This is a genomic window from Bartonella tribocorum CIP 105476, assembly GCF_000196435.1.
Lineage (GTDB): Bacteria > Pseudomonadota > Alphaproteobacteria > Rhizobiales > Rhizobiaceae > Bartonella > Bartonella tribocorum.
This window is the reverse complement of the sequence record NC_010161.1, coordinates 2100941-2127834: the sequence shown is the minus strand read 5'-3', so window position 1 is coordinate 2127834 and position 26894 is coordinate 2100941. Positions and strand designations below refer to the sequence as shown.

The 26894-nt window shown below is 42.3% G+C and carries 25 protein-coding genes and 5 pseudogenes; 18 read left to right on the top strand and 12 right to left on the bottom strand.

From position 1 onward, the window contains the following. Nucleotides 1–137 precede the first annotated feature (137 nt). The 4 genes from BTR_RS09390 to BTR_RS12930 all read left to right on the top strand — a co-directional run bounded on the left by BTR_RS09390 (nucleotide 138) and on the right by BTR_RS12930 (nucleotide 2373). The gene (locus BTR_RS09390; RefSeq protein ID WP_038474027.1) at nucleotides 138–320 is read left to right on the top strand and encodes a hypothetical protein; all 183 of its coding nucleotides are present in this window, start codon (nucleotides 138–140) and stop codon (nucleotides 318–320) included. A 304-nt stretch (nucleotides 321–624) separates the two neighbouring features. Beyond that, complete coding sequence (locus BTR_RS12940; protein WP_158305300.1) at nucleotides 625–771, top strand: hypothetical protein; 147 nt, start codon at nucleotides 625–627, stop codon at nucleotides 769–771. Between the two features lie 257 nt (nucleotides 772–1028). Further along, complete coding sequence (locus tag BTR_RS12935) at nucleotides 1029–1235, top strand: hypothetical protein (protein WP_041582689.1); 207 nt, start codon at nucleotides 1029–1031, stop codon at nucleotides 1233–1235. 979 nt (nucleotides 1236–2214) lie between these two features. Next, a complete protein-coding gene (locus BTR_RS12930; protein WP_158305299.1) occupies nucleotides 2215–2373 on the top strand; it encodes a hypothetical protein in 159 nt (52 codons plus the stop codon). A gap of 150 nt (nucleotides 2374–2523) precedes the next feature. Here BTR_RS12930 and BTR_RS13870 read toward each other — a convergent pair. Further along, nucleotides 2524–2968 (bottom strand): annotated as a pseudogene (locus BTR_RS13870) (helix-turn-helix domain-containing protein). Between the two features lie 268 nt (nucleotides 2969–3236). On the opposite strand from BTR_RS13870, the gene BTR_RS09370 reads away from it, so the two are divergent. From BTR_RS09370 to BTR_RS09345, 6 genes and pseudogenes are all read left to right on the top strand, one after another. After that, the gene (locus tag BTR_RS09370) at nucleotides 3237–3482 is read left to right on the top strand and encodes a hypothetical protein (RefSeq protein WP_038474022.1); all 246 of its coding nucleotides are present in this window, start codon (nucleotides 3237–3239) and stop codon (nucleotides 3480–3482) included. Nucleotides 3483–4154: 672 nt separating this feature from the next. Continuing rightward, on the top strand, nucleotides 4155–4373 hold the full coding sequence (gene infA, locus BTR_RS09360; RefSeq protein WP_010702900.1) for a translation initiation factor IF-1: 219 nt from the start codon (nucleotides 4155–4157) through the stop codon (nucleotides 4371–4373). A gap of 230 nt (nucleotides 4374–4603) precedes the next feature. After that, nucleotides 4604–5335 (top strand): Maf family nucleotide pyrophosphatase, encoded by a 732-nt coding sequence (locus tag BTR_RS09355; protein WP_012232291.1) that lies wholly within the window; start codon nucleotides 4604–4606, stop codon nucleotides 5333–5335. 71 nt (nucleotides 5336–5406) lie between these two features. After that, the gene (gene yacG / locus BTR_RS09350; protein ID WP_012232290.1) at nucleotides 5407–5688 is read left to right on the top strand and encodes a DNA gyrase inhibitor YacG; all 282 of its coding nucleotides are present in this window, start codon (nucleotides 5407–5409) and stop codon (nucleotides 5686–5688) included. A gap of 381 nt (nucleotides 5689–6069) precedes the next feature. Then, a pseudogene (gene yacG, locus BTR_RS12065) lies at nucleotides 6070–6198 on the top strand (DNA gyrase inhibitor YacG); the annotation flags it as partial. Nucleotides 6199–7306: 1108 nt separating this feature from the next. Continuing rightward, entirely contained in the window at nucleotides 7307–8542 is a 1236-nt protein-coding gene (locus tag BTR_RS09345; RefSeq protein ID WP_038474690.1) for an MFS transporter, read from the top strand. Nucleotides 8543–8777: 235 nt separating this feature from the next. On the opposite strand, the gene BTR_RS09340 is transcribed toward BTR_RS09345, so the two are convergent. Then, the gene (locus BTR_RS09340; protein WP_012232287.1) at nucleotides 8778–9167 is read right to left on the bottom strand and encodes a helix-turn-helix domain-containing protein; all 390 of its coding nucleotides are present in this window, start codon (nucleotides 9165–9167) and stop codon (nucleotides 8778–8780) included. 772 nt (nucleotides 9168–9939) lie between these two features. Between BTR_RS09340 and BTR_RS09335 the strand changes: the two genes are divergently transcribed. Then, the gene (locus tag BTR_RS09335; RefSeq protein ID WP_005774741.1) at nucleotides 9940–10191 is read left to right on the top strand and encodes an AbrB/MazE/SpoVT family DNA-binding domain-containing protein; all 252 of its coding nucleotides are present in this window, start codon (nucleotides 9940–9942) and stop codon (nucleotides 10189–10191) included. Next, complete coding sequence (locus BTR_RS09330) at nucleotides 10188–10586, top strand: type II toxin-antitoxin system VapC family toxin (protein ID WP_012232286.1); 399 nt, start codon at nucleotides 10188–10190, stop codon at nucleotides 10584–10586. Before BTR_RS09335 ends, BTR_RS09330 begins: the two co-directional genes overlap by 4 nt. Nucleotides 10587–10778: 192 nt before the next feature. Here the strand turns inward: BTR_RS09330 and BTR_RS13780 are convergent. Continuing rightward, a pseudogene (locus BTR_RS13780) lies at nucleotides 10779–11181 on the bottom strand (helix-turn-helix domain-containing protein); the annotation flags it as partial. A 1243-nt stretch (nucleotides 11182–12424) separates the two neighbouring features. Between BTR_RS13780 and BTR_RS09310 the strand changes: the two are divergent. Further along, nucleotides 12425–12817, top strand: a complete 393-nt coding sequence (locus tag BTR_RS09310) for a hypothetical protein (protein ID WP_038474003.1) — start codon at nucleotides 12425–12427, stop codon at nucleotides 12815–12817. A 298-nt stretch (nucleotides 12818–13115) separates the two neighbouring features. On the opposite strand, the pseudogene BTR_RS13530 reads toward BTR_RS09310, so the two are convergent. The 4 genes and pseudogenes from BTR_RS13530 to BTR_RS09295 form a co-directional block, all read right to left on the bottom strand. Next, nucleotides 13116–13263, bottom strand: a pseudogene (locus BTR_RS13530) (helix-turn-helix domain-containing protein); the annotation flags it as partial. A gap of 43 nt (nucleotides 13264–13306) precedes the next feature. Then, nucleotides 13307–13594, bottom strand: coding sequence for a type II toxin-antitoxin system RelE/ParE family toxin (locus BTR_RS09305; RefSeq protein WP_038473997.1), 288 nt, complete (start codon nucleotides 13592–13594; stop codon nucleotides 13307–13309). After that, on the bottom strand, nucleotides 13594–13791 hold the full coding sequence (relB, locus tag BTR_RS09300) for a type II toxin-antitoxin system RelB family antitoxin (protein WP_244393452.1): 198 nt from the start codon (nucleotides 13789–13791) through the stop codon (nucleotides 13594–13596). Before relB ends, BTR_RS09305 begins: the two co-directional genes overlap by 1 nt. 324 nt (nucleotides 13792–14115) lie before the next feature. Then, nucleotides 14116–14523, bottom strand: coding sequence for a helix-turn-helix domain-containing protein (locus BTR_RS09295; RefSeq protein ID WP_012232283.1), 408 nt, complete (start codon nucleotides 14521–14523; stop codon nucleotides 14116–14118). Nucleotides 14524–15324: 801 nt separating this feature from the next. Between BTR_RS09295 and BTR_RS09290 the strand changes: the two genes are divergently transcribed. The 5 genes from BTR_RS09290 to clpB all read left to right on the top strand — a co-directional run bounded on the left by BTR_RS09290 (nucleotide 15325) and on the right by clpB (nucleotide 20374). Further along, nucleotides 15325–15540 (top strand): hypothetical protein, encoded by a 216-nt coding sequence (locus BTR_RS09290; RefSeq protein WP_038473992.1) that lies wholly within the window; start codon nucleotides 15325–15327, stop codon nucleotides 15538–15540. A gap of 784 nt (nucleotides 15541–16324) precedes the next feature. Further along, nucleotides 16325–16483 (top strand): hypothetical protein, encoded by a 159-nt coding sequence (locus BTR_RS12925; protein ID WP_158305297.1) that lies wholly within the window; start codon nucleotides 16325–16327, stop codon nucleotides 16481–16483. A gap of 82 nt (nucleotides 16484–16565) precedes the next feature. Then, complete coding sequence (locus BTR_RS12920) at nucleotides 16566–16730, top strand: hypothetical protein (RefSeq protein ID WP_158305296.1); 165 nt, start codon at nucleotides 16566–16568, stop codon at nucleotides 16728–16730. Nucleotides 16731–16996: 266 nt separating this feature from the next. Further along, the gene (locus tag BTR_RS12915; RefSeq protein WP_158305295.1) at nucleotides 16997–17167 is read left to right on the top strand and encodes a hypothetical protein; all 171 of its coding nucleotides are present in this window, start codon (nucleotides 16997–16999) and stop codon (nucleotides 17165–17167) included. 627 nt (nucleotides 17168–17794) lie between these two features. Then, nucleotides 17795–20374 (top strand): ATP-dependent chaperone ClpB, encoded by a 2580-nt coding sequence (clpB, locus tag BTR_RS09280; RefSeq protein ID WP_038474687.1) that lies wholly within the window; start codon nucleotides 17795–17797, stop codon nucleotides 20372–20374. A gap of 1724 nt (nucleotides 20375–22098) precedes the next feature. Here clpB and BTR_RS13865 read toward each other — a convergent pair. The 5 genes and pseudogenes from BTR_RS13865 to BTR_RS13180 all read right to left on the bottom strand — a co-directional run bounded on the left by BTR_RS13865 (nucleotide 22099) and on the right by BTR_RS13180 (nucleotide 26549). After that, nucleotides 22099–22343, bottom strand: a pseudogene (locus BTR_RS13865) (helix-turn-helix domain-containing protein). Between the two features lie 1424 nt (nucleotides 22344–23767). After that, nucleotides 23768–23953 carry a hypothetical protein gene (locus BTR_RS12735; protein ID WP_145972903.1) on the bottom strand — a complete coding sequence of 62 codons (186 nt, stop codon included), beginning with the start codon at nucleotides 23951–23953 and terminating at the stop codon, nucleotides 23768–23770. 8 nt (nucleotides 23954–23961) lie between these two features. Beyond that, nucleotides 23962–24354 (bottom strand): helix-turn-helix domain-containing protein, encoded by a 393-nt coding sequence (locus tag BTR_RS09275; RefSeq protein WP_012232281.1) that lies wholly within the window; start codon nucleotides 24352–24354, stop codon nucleotides 23962–23964. 1370 nt (nucleotides 24355–25724) lie between these two features. Continuing rightward, on the bottom strand, nucleotides 25725–26072 hold the full coding sequence (locus BTR_RS09270; protein WP_012232280.1) for a VOC family protein: 348 nt from the start codon (nucleotides 26070–26072) through the stop codon (nucleotides 25725–25727). 312 nt (nucleotides 26073–26384) lie between these two features. Beyond that, on the bottom strand, nucleotides 26385–26549 hold the full coding sequence (locus BTR_RS13180) for a hypothetical protein (protein WP_169309791.1): 165 nt from the start codon (nucleotides 26547–26549) through the stop codon (nucleotides 26385–26387). Between the last annotated feature and the right edge of the window lie 345 nt (nucleotides 26550–26894).

Here is a 26894-nt window from a genome sequence, read left to right as displayed (position 1 = left end):
GTCCTTTGAGGTGAGGGGGGAGGCAAGTTAATCAGTGTTTTTATCGGAATTTTGTCTACAGATTTCTGTAAAAATGTAAAAGCGTAAAAACGTGGAGCCGTAAAAAAGGAAGGGGAAGTTAAGGATGTGGAGGATTTATGCGTTGTGTATGGAGGCATGTGGGGGCTTTTATCATGGCGTGGAATGGGGGAAGACGAATTGGGAGTGAGAAGTTTTGGGAATGGAGGACAGGATGGGATGAAGAGAGCGATGTTAAGTACTTTGGTTTGCTGACGGGGGAGGGAATGGAGGAAGGAAAAAGTGTCGTATGGACAATTTAGAGGGGACGGACGGTGCGTACAAGAGCTGGTGGTAGGAAGGGATGTGCGAAGGAAGGCATGAGGGGATAGGGTTTGCTTGTTGTGCCTGAAGACGCTGCCATCATTTAAGGAGCGGTGATTTGAGGTCAGTCAGGGGCGCTGGGTGAGAGGCTGGGTTGTAGAGCATTATTATTTGCAGAGTAGCGCGGGGATATTTTCTGTAAAGATGTAAAAGCGTAAAACGTGGAGCCGTAAAAAAGGAAGGGGAAGTTAAGGATGTGGAGGATTTATGCGTTGCATATGGAGGCATGTGGGGGCTTTTATCATGGTGTGGAATGGGGGAAGACGAATTGGGAAGAACAAGTCTTGTGAATGGAGGACAGGATGGGATGAAGAGAGCGATGTTAAGTACTTTGGTTTGCTGACGGGGGAGGGAATGGAGGAAGGAAAAAGTGTCGTATGGACAATTTAGAGGGGACGGACGGTGCGTACAAGAGCTGGTGGTAGGAAGGGATGTGCGAAGGAAGGCATGAGGGGATAGGGTTTGCTTGTTGTGCCTGAAGAAGCTGCCATCATTTAAGGAGCGGTGATCTGAGGTCAGTCAGGGGCGCTGGGTGAGAGGCTGGCTTGTAGAGCATTATTATTTGCAGAGTAGCGCGGGGATATTTTCTGTAAAGATGTAAAATCGTAAAACGTGGAGCCGTAAAAAAGGAAGGGGAAGTTAAGGATGTGGAGGATTTATGCGTTGCATATGGAGGCATGTGGGGGCGTATATCATGGCGTGGAATGGGGGAAGACGAATTGGGGAGAACAAGTTTTGTGAATGGAGAGATAAGTTGGGGTGAAGGGGCGAGGCGTGTTTTGATGGGAGAGTGTGGGGGGAGAACGGAGGAGGGGCAGAGGTGTGGAAAGAAAAGTTTAAGCGGTTTAGCGTAATTTCTTGTTTCTCTGAAACCAAGATTAGCCTAAAAATTAGAGGAAATGGGGCAGTAAAGTTTGAGGGAATGAACTTGTAATTCTCAAAATGGAGAGTGAGGTTTTTTGAGAAAGATCCATTGAAATTCGTCATAGACGATTCTTTTGCTTAATCAGAAATATCAATAAAATTTGAACTTTTAGTTTGAAAATGTGGATTTTTAGTTGGCACTTTGCACCCCCCCACCGGATGCGAGCGCCCTCGCATTGGTATTCCGGGAGTAACAAGTACTGAGCTCTGGTCAGCTTCTTTGCTTTTAGTGCTGGAACTGCACCTGGACATGGCAAAGACTCTCGGAATCCCGGAAAATCCACAAGAGTGGGTTCATTTTTACACTAGAGCTTAGGGCTTTTAGTTCCCTCTTGATCGCTGCGTAGGCAATCAAAATATTTTCTGGATGATAAAGGAATTTTAGGAGATTGGCAAGAAAAATAAAAATATTTTTTGAATCGTAAGAATTATTCTCTTATGCCCTAAAAAACGGCTCTTTACGTGGTGGTGAAGAGAGTCATTCGGGGTAAGAGGCTGGATTGTCGTTTGCAGATCTTTGTTTTCTCAGTGGTACGGGGTGGGGGGGAAGTTTTGTCTTGCGGGGACAAGTTAATAGGTCTTTTTATCGACAGCTTAGTCTACAGATTTCTTTTAAAATATAAAAGCGTAAAAACGTGGAGCCGTAAAAAAGGAAGGGGAAGTTAAGGATGTGGAGGATTTATGTGTTGTGTATGGAGGCATGTGGGGGCGTATATCATGGCGTGGAATGGGGGAAGACGAATTGAGGAGAACAAGTCTTGTGAATGGAGAGATAAGTTGGGGTGAAAAGGAGTGTTAAGTGCTGTGGCGCAATTGGGGAGGGGGAGAAAGTGTTGAAATGGGAGAGAATGCGTATGGAGATGAGGGGACGAGAGTGTGTTGACGAGAGGGGAATAGAGGATAGAGTGTGTGAGGTGTCGGAAAGGATGGCGTGAGGGAATGGGGGGCTTGCTCGTAAGCTTCTATAAAATGCTGTTGTTTGAGGCGTGGGGAGATGAGAAAATTCTTATGCGTAAGGATGCGTCATGTTGGCAATATCGGGATGGTCGGATTGCTTTTTGTGTTTAAGCGTGAAGAGGTAAAAAAAGTATGAGGGAGAGAGTGTGAAAAAGTTGGTGTGCAGGGTTGCGTGAAGAATAGCATGGGAATGGAGCTTGTTTGTTGCTCCTTATGGAACTCAGCCCTTTGAGGTGTGGTATGAATTTTACCAAAAGGGCTCTATGAGCGAATAATGTGGAGTGGTGCGCTTTTGCCTAATCTAGAGAGCAACCACAAAATGGCTTTCTGTTTTTTCGGCTTAAGCTCTCTAAAATTTTTCAAAAGGGCATGTTCTTTTTCGCTATAGGTTTCTTGATCATGGTTTGAGAGGTTTTCTTCTGAGACCAGATCTTCTTTTGTCCCAAGATCGGTGGCTAAAAGATCCGCATAAAAAAGCTTATCGGAACTTCTAGTTTTTGAGTGATTTCGAGCAAACATTTTGCGCTGATACGGTTGGCGCCTTTTTCATATTTTTGGATTTGTTGAAAACTTACTCCTAAAGCGCTGCCTCATGCTTTTTGAGAAAGCCCCATGGCAATGCGTCTATAACGAATTCTTTTGCTTGATCAGAAATGTCAATAAAATTTGGATTTTTAGTTGGAAAATGTGGATTTTTGGTTGGCATTTTGCACCCCCGCCAAGTGCAAGCGCCATCGGACGAGTATTCCGGGAGTAACAAGTACTGAGTCCGAGTCAGCTTTTTTGCTTTTAGCGCAGACAAGCACCTGGACAGTGCAAAAACTCCAGGAATTCCGGGATACCCGCAAAGCGGAGCAAATTCATGTACGAGTTTTCGGGTCTTCAACTCCCTATTTGACCGTTGCGTAGATGATCAAAAACACAGACCTATCAATAAAGGAATTTCAGAAGATTGGTAAGAAAAATGAAAATATTTGGAACATGAAAGCATTGTGGGGATCAAAAGAATTATCCGATCATGCCGTGAGATACTGATCTTTGAGGTTGATATGGGGTGTATAGATTTACAATGTGTGTGTTTTTTTGTGCAAGTGTGTGTTGAATATTTTCGGAGTGGGGTTGTTGTTGCGTTTTGTGCAGCAGCGCCTTTTGAGGGGATGGTGATGTCGAGAAGGGGGGATGTTGGGCGTGAGGTTGGTGTGGGAGAGAATTATTTGTAAGAGCGGTGTGGGGCAAGAAGTTAGGTTGTCGTTTATAAAACGGTGTAGGGTGTGGGGTGGGAAGTTTTGTTCTTTGGGGGAGTTTTTTAAAGCAAGGTGATTGTTCGGTGGTGGTTTGGGAGTTTTTTTGGGCTTCTTTCTGTAAAGATGTAGATGTAAAAGTGTAAAAACGTGGAGCCGTAAAACAAGGAAGAGGAAGTTAAGGACGGGTTTATGCGTTGTGTATTTTTAGGGTTAAGGAGTTGGGCGTGTGTTGGGCGTGTATCATGGTGTGGAATGGGGGAAGACAAATTAGGGAGAACAAGGCTTGTGCGTGGAGAGATAAGTTGGGGTGAAAAGGCGAGGCGTGTTTTGACGGGAGAATGTGGGGGAATAGGGGGATGGTCACAGGTGTGGAAGAAGAACTTTAGGAAATTGAGCGTAATTTCTTGTCGCTCTAAAATCAAGATCATAATAAAAATTGGAGGAAATTGGCAGATAAAATTTAAGTGGATAAAGTCGTCATTCTCAAAATGGAGAGTGAGGTTTTTTGAGAATAAAAGAGAGCAAACTTGAAAAACCTTTCCCTTTTTGTTGAATTTTTATTCACAAATTTGAGAAAATAGGATATGAACGCTGGAAAATAACGCACAGCTTAACAAAATATGTGCACTGTAAAGGAAATGATGGTTTATGTCAAAAGAAGAAGTTTTAGAATTTTCTGGTGTCGTTACCGAACTCTTACCGAATGCAATGTTTCGTGTGAAACTGGAAAATGATCATGAAATTATTGCCCATACCGCTGGAAGAATGCGAAAAAATCGTATTCGCGTGTTAGCCGGTGATAAAATTATGGTCGAAATGACCCCTTATGATTTGACAAAAGGACGTATTACATACCGCTATAAGTAGCCTTATGAGGGTTTGCGCTTTTTTGTCAAATTTACAATATTTTTCTGTTATTTTTAAAAGACCTTTAGGGTACTTATCTATGTGTGAGATAAGATGAATGTTTAAAATGACCTTGAATAAGGTGTCAAATCAGTGCACAAAAAGCATAAGGAGATCAATAGTGCAGGGGCGTTTAAAAAGGAGCGCTTAAAATGGGGTAAGAGAAAAAGCCGATTTTGCAAGGGGTGGAAATGAAAAGTATAAAAGAGTGGGGGAAAAAACATTGGGCGGAAACTCTTGGGGAAGAAATTCATTTGGTGCTTGCATCCGCTTCACCACGGCGTTTGGCGCTTCTGGCCCAAATAGGCATTGATCCTCAGCAGGTTTATGCAAGCGATATTGATGAAACACCAAAATTAAAAGAACATCCTGCAAACCTTGCCAAACGTTTGGCAAAGGAAAAAGCACTAAAAGCGCAAGAGATTTTGAACTGGTACTCTCAGAAGGTCCAAGAAAATCAGAAGCCCCAAGAAAAATTGCAAAACGTCCAAGAAAAATTGCCTGGGCAGAAAATGATTATCTTAGCGGCTGATACGGTGGTGGCTGTTGGGCGTACCATTCTTCCCAAACCAGAAGGCGAGGATGAAGCTTATGAATGTTTACGTTTCCTTTCTGGACGCGCGCACAAGGTTTATGGTGCCGTTTGTGTTTTGAATGAACAGGGAAAAATAACCGTAAAATTGGTTGAAAGTCGTGTTCGTTTTAGACGCTTAACCTCTTCCATGATGAAGGCTTACCTTGCTTCAGGAGAATGGCAAGGGAAAGCGGGGGGCTATGCTATCCAAGGAAAAGCAGGGGCTTTTGTGGTCTATATCGCCGGCTCTTATTCTAATGTTGTGGGATTGCCTTTGGCTGAAACGGCTGATCTGTTGACCGCTTATCATTATCCACTTTATGCGCATTGGATGGAAGAAACGCTGTAGAGAAATTTTAAGGCAAAAGCCAATATAGGGTAAAAAGCACTAAAAAGTATACCAAAAAGTGCAAAGCGGAAATGAAACAAGGTAAAAATGAAAAAAAAGGAACAGAAGAAAATTCAATGAAAGACGAAAGAACACAGACGTCTCAAAGCCAAAGAAAGCTCTCTGAGCAAAAAGAACCCAATTTGCAAAAAGAGCACCGTCCTCCGCATCCTTGTCCTATTTGTGGTCAAATGTCTCAAACGTCTGCTTATCCTTTTTGTTCTAGCCGATGCCGCGCCATTGATCTCAATCGCTGGCTTTCAGGTTCTTATATCCTCCCACCTCCTCCACAGGTTAGCGATGAAGAAGAGTAAAGGGGAGCTTCTTATGGTGAAGGTTGTGTGAGTTTTGCGTTATTGAGGTAAGGCTGAGTGGATAGGGTTTGCTTGGTTCTGTCTGGTACATGTTTTTTGAGAGGTGGTGCAGAAATATTTTAGGGGCAAGAAGTTGGGGCGTCGTTTATAGATCGTTGTTTACAGAAGTGGAGTGGCGTGGTGATTTGGTAGTTTCGTTTGGCTTATTTCTATAAAAATGTAAAAGCGTAAAAACGTTGATCTGTAAAAAGGAAGGGGGGAGTGACGCGGAGGATTTCTGGGTTGTGGAGGTTTTGGGGCGTGTTAGGAAGCGGTTGGGGGGGAATGTTGAGTTTTGCGTTATTGAGGTAAGGCTTGGGGAGAGCGTTGCAGTCATTTTTTGGTCAAATGTCCCAAAAGTCTGCTTATCCTTTTTGTTCTAGCCGATGCCGCGCCATTGATCTCAATCGCTGGCTTTCAGGTTCTTATATCCTCCCACCTCCTCCACAGGTTAGCGATGAAGAAGAGTAAAGGGGAGCTTCTTATGGTGAAGGTTGTGTGAGTTTTGCGTTATTGAGGTAAGGCTGAGTGGATAGGGTTTGCTTGGTTCTGTCTGGTACATGTTTTTTGAGAGGTGGTGCAGAAATATTTTAGGGGCAAGAAGTTGGGGCGTCGTTTATAGATCGTTGTTTACAGAAGTGGAGTGGCGTGGTGATTTGGCAGTTTCGTTTGGCTTATTTCTCTAAAAATGTAAAAGCGTAAAAACGTTGATCTGTAAAAAGGAAGGGGGGAGTGACGCGGAGGATTTCTGGGTTGTGGAGGTTTTGGGGCGGGTTAGGAAGCGATTGGGGGGAATGTTGTGTGAGTTTTGCGTTATTGAGGTAAGGCTGAGTGGATAGGGGTTGCTTGGTCCTGTCTGGTACATGTTTTTTGAGAGGTGGTGCAGAAATATTTTAGGGGCAAGAAGTTGGGGCGTCGTTTATAGATCGTTGTTTACAGAAGTGGAGTGGCGTGGTGATTTGGTAGTTTCGTTTGGCTTATTTCTATAAAAATGTAAAAGCGTAAAAACGTTGATCTGTAAAAAGGAAGGGGGGAGTGACGCGGAGGATTTCTGGGTTGTGGAGGTTTTGGGGCGGGTTAGGAAGCGATTGGGGGGAATGTTGTGTGAGTTTTGCGTTATTGAGGTAAGGCTGAGTGGATAGGGGTTGCTTGGTTCTGTCTGGTACATGTTTTTTGAGAGGTGGTGCAGAAATATTTTAGGGGCAAGAAGTTGGGGCGTCGTTTATAGATCGTTGTTTACAGAAGTGGAGTGGCGTGGTGATTTGGTAGTTTCGTTTGGCTTATTTCTATAAAAATGTAAAAGCGTAAAAACGTTGATCTGTAAAAAGGAAGGGGGGAGTGACGCGGAGGATTTCTGGGTTGTGGAGGTTTTGGGGCGTGTTAGGAAGCGGTTGGGGGGAATGTTGAGTTTTGCGTTATTGAGGTAAGGCTTGGGGAGAGCGTTGCAGTCATTTTTTGGTCAAATGTCCCAAAAGTCTGCTTATCCTTTGATCGGGCGTTTCTTTGAAGTTCATATCACCAATTGTATGAAAGGGCGGGAAACTTTAACTGTCAAAAAGTTTAATATCGGATGGTTGATATGAAGTTATTTTTTAAAAAGAGTCCATTCTCTCTTTTTTCTTCTCTGTTTATTTCTAAAGTTGGCGATTATGCTTATGAAGTTATTTTTATTTTACTTGTCTTAGAATTAACGGATAATGCCTTTTTGATCGGTCTTGTGTATTTTTTTCGATTTATCCCTTTTCTCTTTTTGGGACCTATAGGCGGTTGGTTCGCAGATAATTTCTCTCTGAAGAAAAATATGATCTTAAGTGAAGTGGTGAGATTATTTGCCTCATTATTCGTTTTGATAACCACGATAACAGGGACGGCTCATATTACTGTGCTTATTTTTGCAGCAATAGGTACAACAATAGGAAGAAGTATTTTTCAACCAAGTTTTCAAGCGGCTATCCCGAAAATGTTTGCAAGAAAGGATCTGACTAAAGCAAATAGCATTGCACAAATTATAGACGAAACAGCATCCGTCATTGGTCCTTTAGTTTGTTCCCTATTGCTTCTTTTCGCCGATAAATCGGCAGTTCTCATTTTTGATTTTTTTACCTATCTTATATCGATTATCGTGTTACTTAATCTTGTGAATTTAAACTCAAGTGAGAATAAATCATTCAATTTTATAAAAATTTATCGCGAAACAGTTTCCTATCTTCAATATATTTCAACTGAAAATAAAAATTTATTTATTACACTCGTTGGCTCGTCGGTTGCTATTCTCTTTACGGGGGCAATTTTAAGATTTTTAATTCCAGCTTTTGTTCTGTCTGTGGGGGGAGAGGAAAGCTTTGTGAGTTCACTTTTTTCTCTCATGGCTGTTGGAACGATTATCGGTGGTGTATTCTATCATAAAATTATATCCAAGGTTACATCATTAAAGCTTATGGTCTTTTGGCTTCTTTATGGGGCTGTTCTATTTCTTATGCCTTTCGCTTCAATGCTTTATTTAAAATTGCTTCTCGTGTTTGCCTGTGTTTTAGGATTTACGGGTGCATTTGTGGATATTAGTTTAGTCTCTGCGCTTCAATTATACTCTCGTCGTGAAGATTTTGGTAAGAGTTTTGGAACCTTTTCAACTCTAGCAAACTCTGCTGAAGCTGCGTCTGGCCTTATTGCTGGGCTTTTTGCTCTCGTGGGATTGATGAGCTCTTTTTTAACGATGTCTGCCTGCATTATTTTCACTGGAATGATTGGCGTTATAAAAATTAAGAAAAATAAAGCGTTAATACCCCCTGATACGACAGGAGAGGATGATCATTGATCTCTTTGATCTCTCCATGCCATTTTTTCAAATGGTTCGTTTCTTATTTTATCATGCTATAAACCACTGATCTTTATGGTTCGATATGAGGCATGTGGATTTTATGCATTGGGGTGCTTTTTTGTGCAAGTGTGTGGGGGGGTGTTTATCGCGCCTTTTGAAGGACTCTCCTTTGAGGGGCATCAATTTTAACAAAAGGGCTCTATGAGTGAAGAATGTTTGCGTGTACTTTTGCCTAATCAGAGAGCAACCATAAAATGGCTTTTTGTTTTTTCGGTTGGAGTTCTCTAAAGTTTTTTAAAAGGGCGTGTTCTTTTTCGCTGTAGGTGTATTGATCATGGTGTGAGGGGTTTTCTTTTGTCGCAATATCCGCGGTTAAAAGATCCGCATAAAAAAAGCTTATCGGCACTTGCAGTTTTTGAGCAATTTCAAGCAAACACCCTGCGCTGACACGATTTAAACCTTTTTCATATTTCTGGATTTGTTGGAAACTCACACCGAGAGTGTTTCCTAATGCCTTTTGAGAAAGCCCCATTGAAATTCTTCTATGACGAATTCTTGCGCCTATTGAAGTATCAACAAAGTTTGAATTTTTGGTTTGAAAATGTGGATTTTTGGTTGGCACTTTGCACCCCCGCCAAGTGCGAGCGCCCTCGCGTTGGTATTCCGGGAGTCTAAAAGTACTGAATCCGAGTCAGTTTTTTTGCTTTTAGTGCAGACAAGCACCTGGACATAGCAAAAACTCCCGGAATCCCGGGACACCCACAATAGTGGGTTCAATGGTACGCTCGGATTTAGGGCTTTTAGTTCCCTCTTGATCGGTGCGTAGACGATCAAAATATCCTTTAAGTGATAAAGTAATTTCAGAAGATTGGCAAGAAAAATGAAGATATTGGAAAGGTGAAAATATTTTTTGGAACTTAAGAATTATCTCTTTTTTTGTGAAAAAATGTTCTTTGAGATCGATATTAGGGTATGGAATACTTAGCGAGGATATTTTGACAACTAATTGGGCATTCCTTTGCTGTTTTAAGAAAAAGGTGGAGGATGCGTAAAACCTACGGCCTCATCATTTTTTTCAATGGTGCGTGTTTTTCTTCTTTAAAAGCTTTTCCTATTGATCGCATTTGTGCTAGTGGATAGATGAAACATGATCATCTTCAATTCTACACATTCTCCTATGCCATAAAGCACCGTTGTTTAATGCAGGGAGGAGTTCAAGGTCTCCTATTTTTCGGGTGTAATCAGATATTGCCGGTATGAAAACGAATATATCTTACAATTCCTCATGTTCAGGATCTGCCCTATAGTGCTTTGGCAATTTTAAAAAGTAATTGAATTTTTCATTATTTTTTATATATACTTAATAACGATATCTATATTAAGAGGATTTTTCTATGCCTTCACTAACTGTTACAGCAAAAGGACAAGTGACGCTGAAGCGGGATTTACTCCAGCACCTTGGTGTTAAACCAGGAGAGCGCATCAACTTTGATAAGTTACCAGGTGGTGAACTTCGTATAAAAGCAGCACAGCCTACAAGCACAATTGATAGCTTTATTGGACGATTTGCCGGAAAAGTTAAAAAAACACTGACTGTGGAAGAAATGAACGAAATTGCTGCCTCTGGTTGGGCGGGGAAAAAGTGAAGATTTCTGTAGATACAAATGTTTTAGCCCGCGCTGTTTTACAAGATGATAAAAAGCAAGGTGAAATAGCAAGTAAGATCTTAAGAGAAGCTTCTCTCATCGCTATTTCTTTGCCTTGTCTTTGTGAACTTATTTGGATACTCTGCCGCGGGGCAAAATTATCAAAAGAAGAGATTGCTTTGATGGTTCGTAATCTTCTTGCAACGCGTAATGTCGTCATGAATCGACCAGCTGTTGAAGCCGGGCTTGCTATGCTTGAGGCTGGTGGAGATTTTGCTGATGGAATTATATCTTATGAGGGACATTGGCTAGGCGGTGAAACCTTTGTTTCATTTGATAAATTAGCAATAGACCTGCTAACGCAAAATGGGCTCTCAGCAAGACTCCTTTCTTAACCTTGTCAGTTAAGATCGTGATGGTGTCATTGTTATAGGAATAATGGGGCTTACTTTTTAAGCTTAGCGCATTTTTCTCTTCTATGATAAATTTATCCTATCATGCCCTAAAACACTGCTCTTTGTGGGGGATGGGAATTTTAAGCTGGGGTATGGACAAATATAACGTTTGAGGGTGCTTTTGCCTAATCTAGAGAGCAACCATAAAATGGCTTTCTGTTTTTTCGGTTGGAGTTCTCTAAAGTTTTTTAAAAGGGCGTGTTCTTTTTCGCTGTAGGTGTATTGATCATGATGTGAGGGATTGCCTTCTGAGACCAGATCTTCTTTTGTGGCAAGATCGGTGGCTAAAAGATCTTCATAAAAAAGCTTATCGGCACTTGCAGTTTTTGAGCGATTTCAAGAAAACATTTTGCACTGATACGGTTGGCGCCTTTTTCATATTTTTGGATTTGTTGGAAACTGACACCTAAAAAGTTTCCTAATGCCTTTTGGGAAAGCCCCATGGCAATGCGTCTATAACGAATTCTTTTGCTTGATCAGAAATGTCGATAAAATCTGGGTTTTTGGTTTGAAACTGTGAATTCTTGGTTTGCACTTTGCACCCCCTCCGGTTGCGAGCGCCCTCGCGTTGGTATTCCGGGAGTCTAAAAGTACTGAACCCTAGTCAGTTTTTTTGCTTTTAGTGCTTCTCAGTACCTGGACAGTGCAAAATCTCCCGGAATTCCGGGATACCCGCAAAGCGGGATAAATTCATGTGTCAAGTTTTCGGGCTTTTAGATCCCTATTTGATCGGGGCGTAGATGATCAAAATATCTCTTTAAGCAATAAAGGGATTTCAAAAGATTGGCAAGAAAAATCAAAGCATTTGGAGAACAACAATATTTTGGGGATCGCAAGAATTATCCGATTATGCTGATACTTCTTTTTAAGGGGCGATATTGGGCATATGGATTTTATCCATTGGGGTGCTTTTTTGTAAGAGAGAGTAGAGTGTTGAATGTTTTAGAGATGGGGTTGTTTATCGCGCCTTGTGCAGCACCGCCTTTTGAGGAGATGGTGACTTGACGGTGGGGGCAGAAGTTTGTGGGGGGATGAGAATTGTTGACGGAGCGGTATGGGGTGTGTTTTGTTCTTTGGGGGGATTTTTAAGCAAGGTGATTGTTCGGTGGTGATTTGGAAATTTCGTTTGTCATTTTCTGTAAAAGCATAAAAACGTAAAAAAATAAAAAAGAAGGGGAAGTGATGTGGAGAATTTCTGCGTTGTGGAGGCTGTAGGATGTAGAGGATTTGGAGGTGTTTGGTGGGCGTGCATCATGGCGTGGAATGGGGGTGAGAGGATTGAGGAGAACGGGCTTGTGAATGGAGAGATAAATTGGGAGGAAGAGCACTGTTGGTGCGTGAGAGGGGAATGAAGGGACAAGCTTGGATCGAAAGACAAGAATGTATTGACGGGAAGGGGTGGAAATGGAGGATAGAGTGCGTGAGAGGAGAAGAAAGGATGGCGTGGGGGGAGAGAATTGTTTACAGAGCGGTATGGGGTGCGTTTTGTTCTTTGGGGAGATTTTTAAGCAAGGAGATTGCTCGGTGGTGATTTGGAAGTTTTGCTTTCTGCTCTATGCTTGCTCATCTGTTTTGTGTGCTTATATATTTTTTGTATGTTAAGTATAAGCTTTGAGAGCTCTCAGAGAGGGTGGTCGTTTTTTAAATGCGTGAAAAATTGATTGACGACCACTTGATTGCAAACCACTACATTGTTAATACTATCTTCTTAGCAAGATTGCTCTTATTTTTAATGTAGGAGCTTCTCAGGAGAAAATACAATGAGAGAGGGGGGAAAGATGTCAAAATATTTATTACCATTACCGCTTATGTTGGTGGCTGGTTGCGCATCTTTGAATTATTCATCAAGTTATGTTGATCAACATGTTACGCAGGCTGATATACAACTCATTGCTCATGATTTTGTTCGCAATCTTAAACACTCTTTACCGCCAGCTAAAACAACACTTATTGTGAAAAAAAGTAAAATAGAAGATAATTTCACGCCTTTATTTATCGATCTATTGCAACGCAATGGATATTGCGTGATCTATACAGATCAACCAAACAGATACCAAAATGGTGTTAAGTTGACTTATCAAATAATGCCAATAAATATAGGTATTCTGTCGACTGTCTATTATGATGAGGCTGGAGTAACACGTTATTATGTACGTACTTATAAGAGATGAAGCCCTTTTGCGGATTCATCTAAAAAGAGTAGATAATGAGGAAATGTTGGAAGAAAAATCGGCTTAAGAAGTGAAATGAATAGATCAGTTAAGTCAGATAAAATGTTGCTGAGAATAGTGAAGTATTTCTCCCGAGGCTTTGATGTTTGTTCCTCTATGAGTCTCTAAAACATTGTCGTTTGAGGTTTTGTGATGTTCTACCATGCCGTAAAATATCATTGTGTGGCGGCGGTTGATATCAGGTGTCGGAATTTTAGGCAGGGGTATTGACAAATATAACGTTTGAGTGCGCTTTTGCCTAATCAGAGAGCAACCATAAAATGGCTTTTTGTTTTTTCGGCTTAAGTTCTCTAAAGTTTTTTAAAAGTAAGTATTTTTCTTTAACTAGATAGACTTTCATCACCACGATATGAGGCATTTTCTTTTGTTGATATATCAGTATAAAAAGAGTTTTTCTTAGAGCTTGAGAGACGCTAGATTGTTGTTAAGTCAGGTGGAGATAGGAAATTTACGGCGAGCATGTACCACAGAGGTGATCTCTATTTGTGTTTTCGTTACTCTGTACAATATAAGATAGTTTGGATGGGCTAAAACTTCTCGTAATCCCGGGACTTTCTCACTTTGGCGGTATAGGTATGGATGTTCAGCTAATGGGAGTACAGAATCTTCTAAAAGCCTCTTCATTCGTCGTGCAGCAGGCGGACTTTCATAAGCAATATAAGTTAAAATTTTATTTAAATCATCGCGAGCACAAGCCAACCAGATAATGGGTAACATTAGGACTTCTTTTTTTCAGCTTCAATTTGGTCTATTATATTATCCATTTCAGCCATAACTTCGTCGTGTGAGATAGTAGGATGAGGATTTGCAAGGCTAACTCTTACCTTTTCACGCAACCACGCGGTGTAATCCGTTTCCTCTTCCACGGTTTCGAATTCTGAAATTAGCGGAGAAAGAACAGTCTTCATGGTCATCTTTCCTTTTTACTCTCTCCGTTAAATGTAATTACTTTTAGTTGTATTGTCAATGTTAAATGTAATTACTTTTAGTTGTGTGATCAGTTGTAACTCATTAAGAATATTGGTTTTTATCCTATTATGTCGTAAAATACAGAAGTTTGAGGGCGATATTGAGCATATAGGTTTTATTATCCATTGGGGTATTTTTTTGTAAGAGAGAGTGTTGAATGTTTTAGGGTGGGTTTGTTTGTCGCGCCTTTTAAAGTATACTCCTTTGAGGGGCATCAATTTTACCAAAAGGGCTCTATGAGCGAATAATGTTAATGTGCGGGCTTCTGCTTAATCAGAGAGCAACCATAAAATGGCTTTTTGTTTTTTTGGTTGGAGTTCTCTAAAGTTTTTTAAAAGGGCGTGTTCTTTTTCGCTGTAGGTGTATTGATCATGGTGTGAGGGATTGCCTTCTGAGACAAGATCTTCTTTTGTGGCAAGATCGGTGGCTAAAAGATCTTCATAAAAAAAGCTTATCGGGACTTGCAGTTTTTGAGCGATTTCAAGCAAACATTTTGCACTGACACGATTTAAACCTTTTTCATATTTCTGGATTTGTTGGAAACTCACACCTAAAAAGTTTCCTAATGTTTTTTGGGAAAGCCACATGGTCATGCGTCTGTGACGAATTCTTTTGCCGATTGAAACATCAATAAAATGTGGGTTTTTGGTTTGAAAATGTGGGTTTTTGCTTTGCACTTTGCACCCCCTCCGGTTGCGAGCGCCCTCGCGTTGGTATTCCGGGAGTTTGAAAGCACTGAGCTCAGCCAGCCTTTTGCTTTTAGTGCAGACAAGCACCTGGACATAGCAAAAGCTCCCGGAAACCCGGGAAATACCAGCAAAGTGGTATCGATTTTTATGTACTGAGCGTTCGGGCTTTCAAATCCCTATTTGATCGTTGCGTAGACGATCAAAAACACGTGTTCATCAATAAAGGAATTTCAGAAGATTGGCAAGAACAATCAAAATGTTTTTGTCGTGTTATGCCGTAAAATAGGGGATGAGAAGGGGGCATGAGAGCAGGGATATGTCGTTGAGGGAACTTCAAGCATATCAATTTAAGCGTTTTTTTGTGAGAGTGCGTGATGAATATTGAGGCTATCTTTTCTTGTTGCATCTGATGAAACAGTTTCGTTTGAGATGACTTGAAGTCCGTAGAGGGAGGCTTTGTTCTGTAGGGGGTAGGGTAAGAAGCTGGGGTGTAGAGCCTTGTGGTTGGAGCAGTGTGGGGTGGAAAAGCGGAATGTTAGGAAGCGGTTAGGGGAATTTTTTAAGCAAGGAAATTGTTCGGTGGTGATTTGGAAGTTTCGTTTGCCATTTTCTGTAAAAGTGTAAAAGCGTAAAAACGTGGAGATGTAAAAAAGGAAGAAAAAGTTAAGGACGTGGAGAATTTCTGTGTTGTGGAGGCTTTGTGGTTTTGTAGGATTTGGGGTGTAGAGGATTTAGAGGTGTATTGGTGGGTGTGTATCATGGTGTGGGATGGGGGGAGGATTGAGGAGAATGAGCTTGTGCATCGAGGGGAAAGTGGGAGAAAGAGGTGGTGTGTTCACTGGAGAGGAGGAGAGAGGGAATGAAAGATGGAGAGAGAGGGGAAAAGAGTTTGCGAATGAAAGGGGACAGCTTTGTTCTGTAGGGGGTAGGGTAAGAAGCTGGGGTGTAGAGCCTTGTGGTTGGAGCAGTGTGGGGTGGAAAAGCGGAATGTTAGGAAGCGGTTAGGGGAATTTTTTAAGCAAGGAAATTGTTCGGTGGTGGTGTGAATCTTTTGTTTGGCTCCTTTCTGTAAAGACGTAAAAACGTGGAGCCGTAAAAAAGGAAGAGGAAGTTAAGGGCGTGGAAGGTTTATGCGTTGTGTATGTTTGGGGTGAGAAGGATTTTGGAGGATGTTGGGTTGTTATCATGGTGTGGAGTGGGGGAGAGGATTGGGAAAAGCGCGTCTTGTGAATGGAGAGATAAGTGAGGATGGAGAGCACGCTGTTGGTGCGTGAGAGGGGAATGAAGGGACAAGCTTGGATCGAGAGACAAGAATGTATTGACGGGAAGGGGTGGAAATGGAGGATAGAGTGCGTGAGAGGGGAAGAAAGGATGGCGTGGGGGGATGAGAATTGTTGACGGAGCGGTATGGGGTGCGTTTTGTTCTTTGGGGGGATTTTTAAGCAAGGAGATTGTTCGGTGGTGATTTGGAAGTTTCGTTTGTCATTTTCTGTAAAAGTGTAAAAGCGTAAAAACGTGGAGACGTAAAAAAGGAAGGGGAAGTTAAGGACGTAGAAGGTTTATGTGTTTGTGTATTTTTTGGGGGGGAAGGATTTGGGGGCATGTTGGGGTGTTATCATGGTGTGGAGTGGGGGAAGAGCATTTGGGGAACAAGTCTTGTGAATGGAGAGATAAGTTTGGGTGAAAAGGGGTGTTAAGTGCTGTGGCGCAATTGGGAAGGGGGAGAAACTGCATATGGAGATGAGGGGACGAGAGTATGTTGACGAGAGGGGAATAGAGGATAGAGTGTGTGAGGTGTTGGAAAGGATGGCGTGAGGGAATGGGGCGCTTGCTCGTAAGCTTCTATGAAATGATGTTGTTTGAGGCGTGGGGAGATGAGAAAATTCTTATGCGTAAGGATGCGTCATGTTGGCAATATCCGGATGGTCGGATTGCTTTTTATATTTAAGCGTGACGAGCAAAAAAGTGGCAAACATAGAGAAAGTGTTGGTGCGAAGGGTTGTGTGAAGAATGGCGTGAGGGAATGAGGCTTGTCTGTTGTGTCTGATGAAATACCGTCGTTTTGTGGGATCTTTGAAGGTGGCGGTGTGGGGCAAGAAGTTGGGTTGTTGTTTATAGAACGCTGTAGGGTGGGGGAGACGTTTTGTCCTTTGGGGGAATTTTTTAAGCAAGGAAATTGTTCGGTGGTGGTGTGAATCTTTTGTTTGGCTCCTTTCTGTAAAGACGTAAAAACGTGGAGCCGTAAAAAAGGAAGAGGAAGTTAAGGGCGTGGAAGGTTTATGCGTTGTGTATGTTTGGGGTGAGAAGGATTTTGGAGGATGTTGGGTTGTTATCATGGTGTGGAGTGGGGGAGAGGATTGGGAAAAGCGCGTCTTGTGAATGGAGAGATAAGTGAGGATGGAGAGCACGCTGTTGGTGCGTGACTGGAGGAATATAAGGAGACAAGCTGGGATGGAGAAGAGTGTTAAGTTGTAAGTGTGTTGATGGGATGGTGCGTAAAAAAGGTGGTGGTGCGAAGGGATGCGTGAGGGAATGGGGCGGCTTGCTCGTAAGCTTCTATGAAATGATGTTGTTTGGGGCGTGGGGAGATGAGAAAATTCTTATGCGTAAGGATGTGTCATGTTGGCAATAGATTGAGGATGGTTTATTCCTTTTATAAAAGTTGGTTTCTGCGAAAAGATGTTGCGTGATCTGTGGTTTGAGAGAGTGAGAGGATTGGGAAAAGCGCGTCTTGTGAATGGAGAGATAAATTGCGATGAAGAGTACTGTTGGTGTGTGAGAGGGGAATGAAGGAACAAGCGCGGAGCGGGGGACGAGAATGTGTTGACGGGATGGGAATGGAGGATAGAGTGCGTGAGGGGAAAGGAAGTGAGGAAAGGAAGTCCGTGAGGGAATGGGGCTTGTCAATCTCTTTAAGGAGGGGAGAATGGGCGATTTGTCGCAAGGGATGAGAGCCAATTTGGGGAGAGCTTTTTTGCAAAATCTTGGTGCTCTATCTTCTGGTTCTATGAGGTTTTTCGCACGCGTTTCTTGTTCTTGTTTTTTCTTTCATGTTTTGCTCTTGCACTCATTTGGATCACAACCCATATTCATTTTAACACGACAGTTCTTCATGCTTCAACGTTTCTGGTGTTCGTGTGGTGGGGCGGTCTTTATGACGTGATGGGGAGAGCTTTTGGTGGGTGGTTTGAGAGAGCAAAAGGGCCGTGGCGATGACGAAGAAGGGATGCCTAAAGGGTTGCCCCAAGAAAGGAAAAAAATGAACCTGGAAAAATATAGCGAACGCGTGCAGGGGTTTTTACAATCCGCACAAAATAATGCTCTGGCTTCCGATCATCAGCAGTTTATGCCGGAGCATTTCTTGAAAGTCTTGTTAGACGATGCTCAAGGATTGGCGGCGTCGCTTATCCAAAAAGCAGGGGGGGATCTTAAGCTTATTCAAAAGACGCTTAAAGAAGCTCTCGAGGCTTTGCCAAAAGTACAAGGGGGAAATGGACAACTCTATCTCTCGCAGCCGGTGGCAAAAGTCTTTGCGCTGGCTGAGGAGCTCGCGCAAAAAGCCGGTGATCAATTTGTCACTGTCGAGCGCATCTTGCAAGCGCTGCTTATGGAAAAATCCGCAAAAACAGCTGATATTCTCACAAAGGCTGGGTTGACTCCGCAAGCCCTTAATCAGGCAATTAATGCACTGCGCAAAGGAAAAACAGCCACAAGCCCCCATGCCGAAGGTCAATATGATGCCTTGCAAAAATATGCCCGTGATCTCACAAAAGATGCACGCGAAGGAAAACTCGACCCTGTTATTGGGCGGGAAGAAGAAATTCGTCGCGCCATTCAAGTGCTCTCACGGCGAACAAAAAATAATCCCGTGCTGATCGGTGAACCCGGTGTGGGAAAAACCGCCATTGTGGAAGGGTTGGCACTGCGTATTATCAATGGCGATGTGCCGGAAACTTTGCGTGATAAACAACTTTATGCGCTCGATATGGGCGCGCTTATTGCGGGGGCAAAATATCGCGGGGAATTTGAAGAGCGCCTTAAAGCGGTGTTGGCTGAAGTGCAAGCCGAAAATGGACAAATTATCCTCTTTATTGATGAATTGCACAATCTCGTGGGAGCAGGAAAATCCGATGGTCCTATGGATGCTTCAAACTTGCTAAAACCTGCTCTGGCTCGTGGTGAACTCCATTGTGTGGGCGCGACTACCCTTGATGAATATCGAAAATATGTCGAAAAAGATGCTGCTTTGGCACGCCGCTTTCAACCTGTCTTTGTTCCAGAGCCCTCTTTAGAAGATACCATTTCTATCTTGCGCGGGATTAAAGAAAAATACGAACAACACCACAAAGTGCGTTTGGCCGACAGTGCTTTGATTGCTGCTGCAAAGCTCTCTTCGCGTTATATTACGGATCGGTTCTTGCCGGATAAAGCGATTGATCTTATCGATGAAGCAGCCGCACGCTTGCGGATGCAGGTTGATTCAAAGCCAGAGGAACTCGATGCCCTTGATCGGCGAATTTTACAGTTAAAAATCGAACGGGAAGCTTTGAAGACAGATGTCGAGCCAACTGCAAAAGAGCGTTTGAAAAATGTGCAGGAAGAACTCAAAATATTGGAACAACAGTCTGCGGAAATGACGACGGCTTGGCAGGCTGAAAAACAAAAATTAGGGCATGCGGCCGATTTGAAAAAACAACTCGAAGAAGCACGCAATGCTTTAGCTATTGCTCAACGTGATGGACAATTCCAAAAAGCTGGGGAATTGGCTTATAGTGTTATTCCGGAACTCGAAAAACAATTAACTTTAGCCGAAAATGATGACCAGCAAAATCATCTCGTTGAAGAAACGGTGACCGCTGAACATGTTGCGCGGATTGTTTCACGCTGGACCGGTATTCCTGTTGATCGGATGCTGGAAGCAGAACGCGAAGCGCTCTTGCGCATGGAAGATGAAATTGCTACCCGTGTTGTGGGACAGGGTGAAGCGGTTCAAGCGGTTGCGCGGGCTGTACGGCGGGCGCGGGCAGGGTTGCAAGATCCCAATCGTCCTCTGGGTTCTTTCATGTTCTTGGGACCTACCGGTGTGGGGAAAACCGAACTCACCAAAGCTCTGGCAGCGTTTCTTTTTCAAGATCCCAATGCCATGTTGCGTATTGATATGTCGGAATATATGGAAAAACATGCAGGAGCACGCTTGATCGGAGCACCTCCAGGATATGTTGGATATGAAGAAGGGGGCGTGCTGACAGAGGCTGTACGAAGAAGACCTTATCAAGTTATTCTCTTTGATGAAATTGAAAAGGCGCATCCGGATATCTTTAATCTGCTGCTGCAAGTGTTGGATGAAGGGCGCTTGACCGATAGTCAAGGAAGAACGGTCGATTTTCGGAACACTTTGTTGATTATGACCTCAAATCTTGGCGCTGAATTTTTAACTGCTTTGCCTGAAGGACAAACGGTGAATCAAGCAAAAGACGATGTCATGAATGTGGTGAAAGCCGCTTTCCGTCCGGAGTTTTTAAACCGTATTGATGAGATTATTCTCTTTGAACGGTTGCAACGCAAAGATATGGAGGCGATTGTTGATATTCAGATACAGCATTTGCAAAATTTGCTCAATGAACGCAACATAACTTTGCAAATCAAACCAGAAGTACGAGAATTCCTTGCCGATAAAGGTTATGATCCCCTTTATGGGGCACGTCCGCTTAAACGGATTATCCAAAAGGAAATTCAAGATCCTCTCGCAGAAAAAATCTTGTTTGGAGAAATACAAGATGAGACAACGGTGACAGTGACAAAGCAAGGTGATCGATTGGCGTTTTTACCGGAAACATAAGTTGGGGGAAATTTACGCTATAGAGGGTGGTGATCATTCTCTTGTGCCATAAAACACCATTGTTTGAGGTCTACTCCGGTGTGCTGATCGTGCTATGCGGGCGCGGTCAGAGGCGTTTTCTTTCTTGTAGATCAGTATTGTGGGAACTTTCATTCTGTGTCCCCATGGGAGCGCGTGTAAGAATATTCAGGAAAAGTTTGTTTGTCGAAATTGATGAAATGCTGTTGTTTGGGGTGTTCTCTGGTGTGTTGATCGAGCTATGCGTGGTGGGGTAAGAGAAAGCTGCTACCAAGATGTTGGATGCTTGACAGAGTAATGTGAGATGCTGGGTAGGCATTTTATTTGGCTGTGTTCTGTCAAGATATAAAAGCGTAAAAATGTGTAGCTGTAAAAGAGAAATGAAGAATTTATGCCTTGTGCGTGTTTTTATGATGGGGTGGAATGTGCTCAGAGAACGAGGGGACGGAAAGTGTGAAAAGGAAAGATGTTGAGTGAAGAGGAAGGGCTTGCTTGTAAGCTTTTTGCGGTGTGTGGGAAGCTTTATCCTTTGAGTGGGGTTATTTGCTTTAAGAAGGAGAATTGGCCTGTACTTGTAGGAGCTTTTTCTTTTTGAGTTTGCGGGGAAGAGTATAAGAATATTCAGAAAGAGCTTGCTTATTGAAATTGATGAAAAAACCGCGTTTGAGGTGTGCTGATCGGCATGAGTAGTGGGGTAAGAGAAAGCTGCTACCAAGATGTTGGATGCTTGACAGAGCAATGTGAGATGCTGGGGGGCGTTTTATTTGGCTGTGTTCTGTCAAGATATAAAAACGTAAAAATGTGTAGCCGTAAAAGAGAAATGAAGAATTTATGCCTTGTGCGTGTTTTTGTCTTGGCATGGAATGGGGTAAGAGGATTGGGGAGAACGCGCTTGTGAATGAAAGGGTAAGCGGAGATGAAAGGGGGGGTAAATCTGTTGGTGCGTTGACGAGAGGAGGGAGAAATGGAGAATAGAGAGGGTGAATATGGATAGGCTAGAGGGGATGGTGTGTAAAAGAGTTGGTGTGAAGGGGGGCGTGAAGCATGGTGTGAGGAGATAGGACGTGGCTTGTTGCGCTTAAGCTTTGTTTGAGGGACGGTGTGATCTGAAGACGGTCAGGGGCGCTGTGTAAAAGGCTGGATTATCGTTTAAAGATCTTTGTTTACAGAGCGGTGTGGGTGGACGTTTTGTTTGGCTGCTTTTTAGTAAAGATGATCAAGCCTAAAAACGTGAAACTGTAAAAAAGTAAGAGGAAGTTAAGGACATGGCGGATTTATGTGTTGTACGTGCTTTGGAGCATGTGGGGTTGTTATCACATGGCGTGAAATATGTTGAAGGGGGGGAGAAGAGTGGAAGATAGAGAGATGTGGAGATGGCTGGAGACAAGAGGGTGAAGAAGAGTGGAAGATAGAAAGAGGGAAAAGAAGTGTTTGTCAATGGAGAGATGAGTTGGGAGGAAAGAGGGGGCGTGTTGGTGTGGTGATTGGAGAGATAGGAATGGAGAATGGAAAGCGTGCGTGTGGATAGGTTAGGAGGGGCGTATACAAAAGGCAGTGACGCGAAGGGATGAAGGATGGCGTGAGGAGATAGAATCTGGCTGGTGGCACCTGATGAAATACTGTCGTTTAAGGGGGCATAAATTTTTACTGAGGTTTGCTTTGTTGTTGGATATATGAGCGAGTCATGTTGAGTGGTGCGCTTTTGTCTAATTAGAAATCAACCACAAAATGGTTTTCTGTTTTTTAGGGTGGAGCTCTCTAAAGTTTTTTAAAAGGGCGTGTTCTTTTTCACTGTAGATGTATTGATCTATAGTGTGAGTGATTTTCTTTTGTGCGAATATCCGCTGTTGAAAGATCCGCATAAAAAAGCTTGTTGGAACTTGCGGTTTTTTAGAAATTTCTTGTAAACGTTTTGTGCTGACGCAATTGGCGCCTTTTCATCCTTTTGGATTTATTGGAAACTGACACCTCAAGAACTCCCTTGTTCTTTTTGAGAAAGCATCTCTGAAATGCGTCCCTCCATTGCAATTATCTATGACGAATTCTTTTTCTTAATCAGAAATGTCGTTAAAATATAGATTTTTAGTTTGCACTTTGCGTCCCCCCACCGGATGCGAGCGCCCTCGCATTGGTATTCCGGGAGTCTAAAAGTACTGAGCTCTAGTCAGCTTTTTTGCTTTTAGTGCTTATCGCACCTGGACATGGCAAAAACTCCCGGAATCCCGGGATACCCACAAGAGTGGGTTCGTTTTTACACTAGAGCTTAGGGCTTTCAGTTCCCTCTTGATCGCTGCGTGGACGATCAAAATATCTTTTAAGTGATAAAATAATTTCAGGGGATTGGCAAGAAACATTAGAACATTTTTTATCCTGTTATGCTGTTTGTATTTTGAGGAGAGCGAAAAGAGTAAAAATATTCGGGATAAGGGGCAAGGCATGTTTTAATAAAGCACTATCGTTGAGAGGTGGTGATCTGAAAGTGAGAGCGCATTGGTAAGAGGTTGTGTTGTGTACAGAGCAGTTGTTGACTGAGTGGCGCGGGGGAGTGAGCCCTTTGTTTGCTTATTTCTGTTCTTTCAAGAGTTTTACAATTGTCTTTAGAAAATACATAAGACGGTTCATGATGAGAGTAAATGAGTAACTATAAAAACATGCTAGCAGTAGAAATTGGTAGATAGTGGGGAAAATCGCGATCCAAATGGCCTGTAAAAGCCTAAACATTCAAACAATAATACCTATTCCCCCCAGTTATAATTTCAATGTTATGGGGATAAAAGGTATCATTTTATCTGCTGAGAGAGTTATCCAATAAATAAACTTTCTTACTGATACGGTGGTCTTAAATCCCATATTCATACAGAATAGCAGGAAAATAAGTGTATATATAGGATATGTATAACTCTATGCTTTTCATGGGTTTTGGGTATTTTTAACATATATACTTTGTATGTTTTAAGCATAAGCTTTGTGTGCTGTTAGAGATGGTGGTCGTTTTTTAAACGCGTGAATGCGCAACACAATGATGTTTTATTTTGGATGTTTTATTTTGTGCTTTATGTTTTGGGCACTCTGGTTGCATAAGAGAGAAGGGCACGAGAAAGAATGATATGAAAAGAGCAAAAGTAAAATATAAAAACTTGACAAGGTCAATGTAAAAAGGTAACATAATGGCACAATCGGAATTGTATCTTTAAATAAGATGAAATCCATTGGAAAGTCATATTGGAAAGATGATGGGGTGAGGGTGGTCAAGTGTCTTTCCAGAGTTTTGATGCTTTTTATCCAGTCTTGATTTTTTATCCCTAGTTTTGTTTTTTTATCCTATGCGTTTGTCAAGGTGTTGTTGTTTGCAGTGAGGTGATGTTCTCTCACACCTTAAAACACTGTTGTTTGAGGGATGGTGATAGCCGATAGCAAAAGCTTTAGGCGCACGCGGTGTTGACGGGTAATGGCAGGGGGGTGATATGTCAATGGGGTGATAATAGCAAGGGGGGTAATAATGGCAGGGGCGTGTCGGCGGATAATGTTTGAGTGCTGCTCTTTTGCCTCATCTGAAATCAACCACAAGTCTAATCAGAAATTAACCACCAGATTGCTTTTTGTTTTTTAGGGTGGAGTTCTCTAAAATTTCTCACAAGGGCGTGTTCTTTTTCACTATAGGTTTCTTGATCATGGTGTGAGAGATTTTCTTTTGTGGGAATATCCTCTTTTGTAGCAATATCTGCGTAAAAAAAGTGAATGGGAACTTCCAGTCTGTTGGCAATTTCTTGTAAACGTCCTGCACTTACACGATTGAAACCTTTTTCATATTTTTGGACTTGTTGGAAACTGACACCTAAGTGGCTTCCTAATTCCTTTTGGGAAAGCCCCATTGAAATGCGTCTGTGACGAATTCTTTTCCCTATTGAAATGTCAATAAAATTGGGATTTTTGATTGGAAAATGTGGATTTTTAGTTTGCACTTCAAGCTCCCCCTTCGGTTGCGAGCGCCCTCGCATGAGTATTCCGGGAGGTTGAAAATACTGAGCTCAGTCAGCTTCTTGCTTTTAGTGCTGGTAAGCACCTGGACATAGCAAAAACTCCCGGAATCCCGGGATACCCACATAGTGGGATCAATTTATGTACTGAGCGTTCGGGTTTTCAACTCCCTATTTGACCGTTGCGTGGACGATCAAAAACACGCGTTAATCAATAAAGTAATTTCAAAAGATTGGCAAGAAAAATTAAAGCATTTGCCTATGCTGCACACTCATAAAAGAGTGTTGTTTTGAGGTGTGGTGATTTGAAGTCAATAGAGGGAGTTTGCTTTAAGGGAAGGCAGATTTTTTTATAGACGGTTGTTTAAATATTTAAAGATCAGTATTTTTTTGTTCTTTATGGGCAGGAAGGTTAAAAACTTCTCAAGTGTCAAGAGGATGGGAATAAAGTTGGCAATATGCGGGCGTTACCAATAGAAATATCGTTAAAATGTGAATTTTTGGTTTGCACCTCAAGCTCCCCTCCGGTTGCGAGCGCCCTCGCATGAGTATTCCGGGAGGTTGAAAGCACTGAACTCAAATCAGCATTTTGCTTTTAGTGCTAGAGAGAACTTGGACGTAGCAAAATCTCCCGGAACTCCGGGATACCCACAAAGTGGGGTAAATTAACGTTTGAGTTTTCGGGCTTCAACTCCCTATTGATCGCTGCGTAGACGATCAAAAACACAAACTCATCAATAAAGTAGTTTCAGAAGATTGGCAAGAAAAATTAAAATATTTGGCTAGGCGGTTCTATTGTAAAAGAATGCCTTTCGAGGAGAGTGAAGAGAGCAGGAATATTCAGGGTAAGCCAAGGTGTGTTTTATGAAGGACTATCCGTTTGAAGGGTGATGATCTGAAGTCCGTAGGGGATATTTTGCTACATAAGAAGCCCGATTGTTAATAGATCAGTGTTGACTAAAGTGGTGTGGGGTGTTGGTTTGGAGAATTTTTCTGTAAAGATGCAAAAGCGTAAAAACGTGGATCTGTAAAAGAAAGCGGAGAATTGATGCGTTATTTGGGCTTTTTGTTATGGCGTGGAATAGAGAGAGGATTGGGGTGCAAGGAGTCTGTTTATGGTGCAGGGGGCTTAGATGAAGAGGGATGACGAGAGAAAAAATATTTTAGGGCTGGATGGACAAGCTTGATAAAACACTCTGCTTTGAGGGGTGAAGATCTCGAAGTAAACAAGCGGTTTCTTCTTTAGAAGAAGCCGGATTGTTCAAAAAAATGGCGCTGGATGAAGTCTTCGTCCTTTAAGGTGAGAGGGGTGAAACTCAAAATTCAGGCGATTAAAGATCAGGTCTTAAAGTTTTTTAATCCAGTGGACAAACACGAATAAGATGACCGTCGGGATCTTTGATGAGGAAGGTTCGTCCAAATACGTCCGTATAGGGTTCTTTCAAGACATTTATCTCAACGGTGGTTTGTTCTTGCCATTCTGCATAGAGTTTATCTACGTCCTCTCCGTGAGGCAACATAATGCCGATTTCTGAAAAACGAGGCACATTTTCCTCAGGCGTATCGCCTCCAGACCAGAGAGCAAAGAGGGCATCACCCGAAGAAGTAAATGCAACATAGCGTGGCGAGAGGAAAATAGGCTCTTTTTTGAAGATGAATTTGTAAAAAGCGGTAGAATGCTCGATGTTTGATACGTATATCAACTGTAGGTTCGGGGTAACAGGATTAAGAGGGGAGCGTGCTCATAAATTCTCCATTAATAGCGGTTTCCTGACACGGTATACCTCTATAGAGGATATTTCAACAAGTGATTGTGAAACTTCCGTTTGCGGAGTGTTTTATTTATCCCATCATGCCGTCAAACACTGCTCTTTGAGGGGCGTGAACTGAAGTCAACAGGCAGCTTCTTCTCTAGAATAAGCTGGACCGTGCACAAGAACGGCGCTGGATGAAGTCTGCGTCCTTTGAGGTGAGGGGGGAAGTCAAAATTCACATCTTATATCGTAGGGTATTTTTTAAAATCCATGATCACGATCTGTAGAAGTTAGTTCTTCATCAAAAAACTTTTTAGCTTGTTCCTCTTGTTGGGCTCTACGCTTTTCCTCTTCAGTTTTACCACAACCGGTAATACTAAATCCTACAGCTAACATAACCATGCATAATAAAATGGTTTTTTTCATTTTTATCCCTCTTTAAATTTATATGTGTTAATATCATCATCCTAAGGTATGAGATGGTTTATTGTATTGGTGTACAGATTAATTATCGCGCGCTTTTGTTTTTTATGAGCATTGTTAATGGGGAATGTGTAAACAGTTTACCTTAAAAAGCGTATCAATGTTTCATAACAAAAAATGAGAAGGAAAGAGCCAAAACTGACAATAAACAACAAAAACATGGGGTATATTAATGATGATATTGACCGACTTACTGCTGTAAAATGTATTGCAATAGGAAGTCCAACTAATGTTATAAAAGATGTAACTGATAGAGTGCTTAGTATAACTATTACAGGACCACGAAGC

Bases quoted from the DNA above. Each gene is read 5' to 3' on its own strand.
- BTR_RS09290 (WP_038473992.1), top strand. From the start codon at position 15,325: ATGAGCTTGTGCATCGAGGGGAAAGTGGGAGAAAGAGGTGGTGTGTTC.
- BTR_RS09345 (WP_038474690.1), top strand. From the start codon at position 7,307: ATGAAGTTATTTTTTAAAAAGAGTCCATTCTCTCTTTTTTCTTCTCTG.
- BTR_RS09335 (WP_005774741.1), top strand. From the start codon at position 9,940: ATGCCTTCACTAACTGTTACAGCAAAAGGACAAGTGACGCTGAAGCGG.
- clpB (WP_038474687.1), top strand. From the start codon at position 17,795: ATGAACCTGGAAAAATATAGCGAACGCGTGCAGGGGTTTTTACAATCC.
- relB (WP_244393452.1), bottom strand. From the start codon at position 13,791: ATGACCATGAAGACTGTTCTTTCTCCGCTAATTTCAGAATTCGAAACC.
- BTR_RS09355 (WP_012232291.1), top strand. From the start codon at position 4,604: ATGAAAAGTATAAAAGAGTGGGGGAAAAAACATTGGGCGGAAACTCTT.
- yacG (WP_012232290.1), top strand. From the start codon at position 5,407: ATGAAACAAGGTAAAAATGAAAAAAAAGGAACAGAAGAAAATTCAATG.
- BTR_RS09305 (WP_038473997.1), bottom strand. From the start codon at position 13,594: ATGTTACCCATTATCTGGTTGGCTTGTGCTCGCGATGATTTAAATAAA.
- BTR_RS13180 (WP_169309791.1), bottom strand. From the start codon at position 26,549: ATGAAAAAAACCATTTTATTATGCATGGTTATGTTAGCTGTAGGATTT.
- infA (WP_010702900.1), top strand. From the start codon at position 4,155: ATGTCAAAAGAAGAAGTTTTAGAATTTTCTGGTGTCGTTACCGAACTC.
- BTR_RS09310 (WP_038474003.1), top strand. From the start codon at position 12,425: ATGTCAAAATATTTATTACCATTACCGCTTATGTTGGTGGCTGGTTGC.
- BTR_RS09390 (WP_038474027.1), top strand. From the start codon at position 138: ATGCGTTGTGTATGGAGGCATGTGGGGGCTTTTATCATGGCGTGGAAT.
- BTR_RS12940 (WP_158305300.1), top strand. From the start codon at position 625: ATGGTGTGGAATGGGGGAAGACGAATTGGGAAGAACAAGTCTTGTGAA.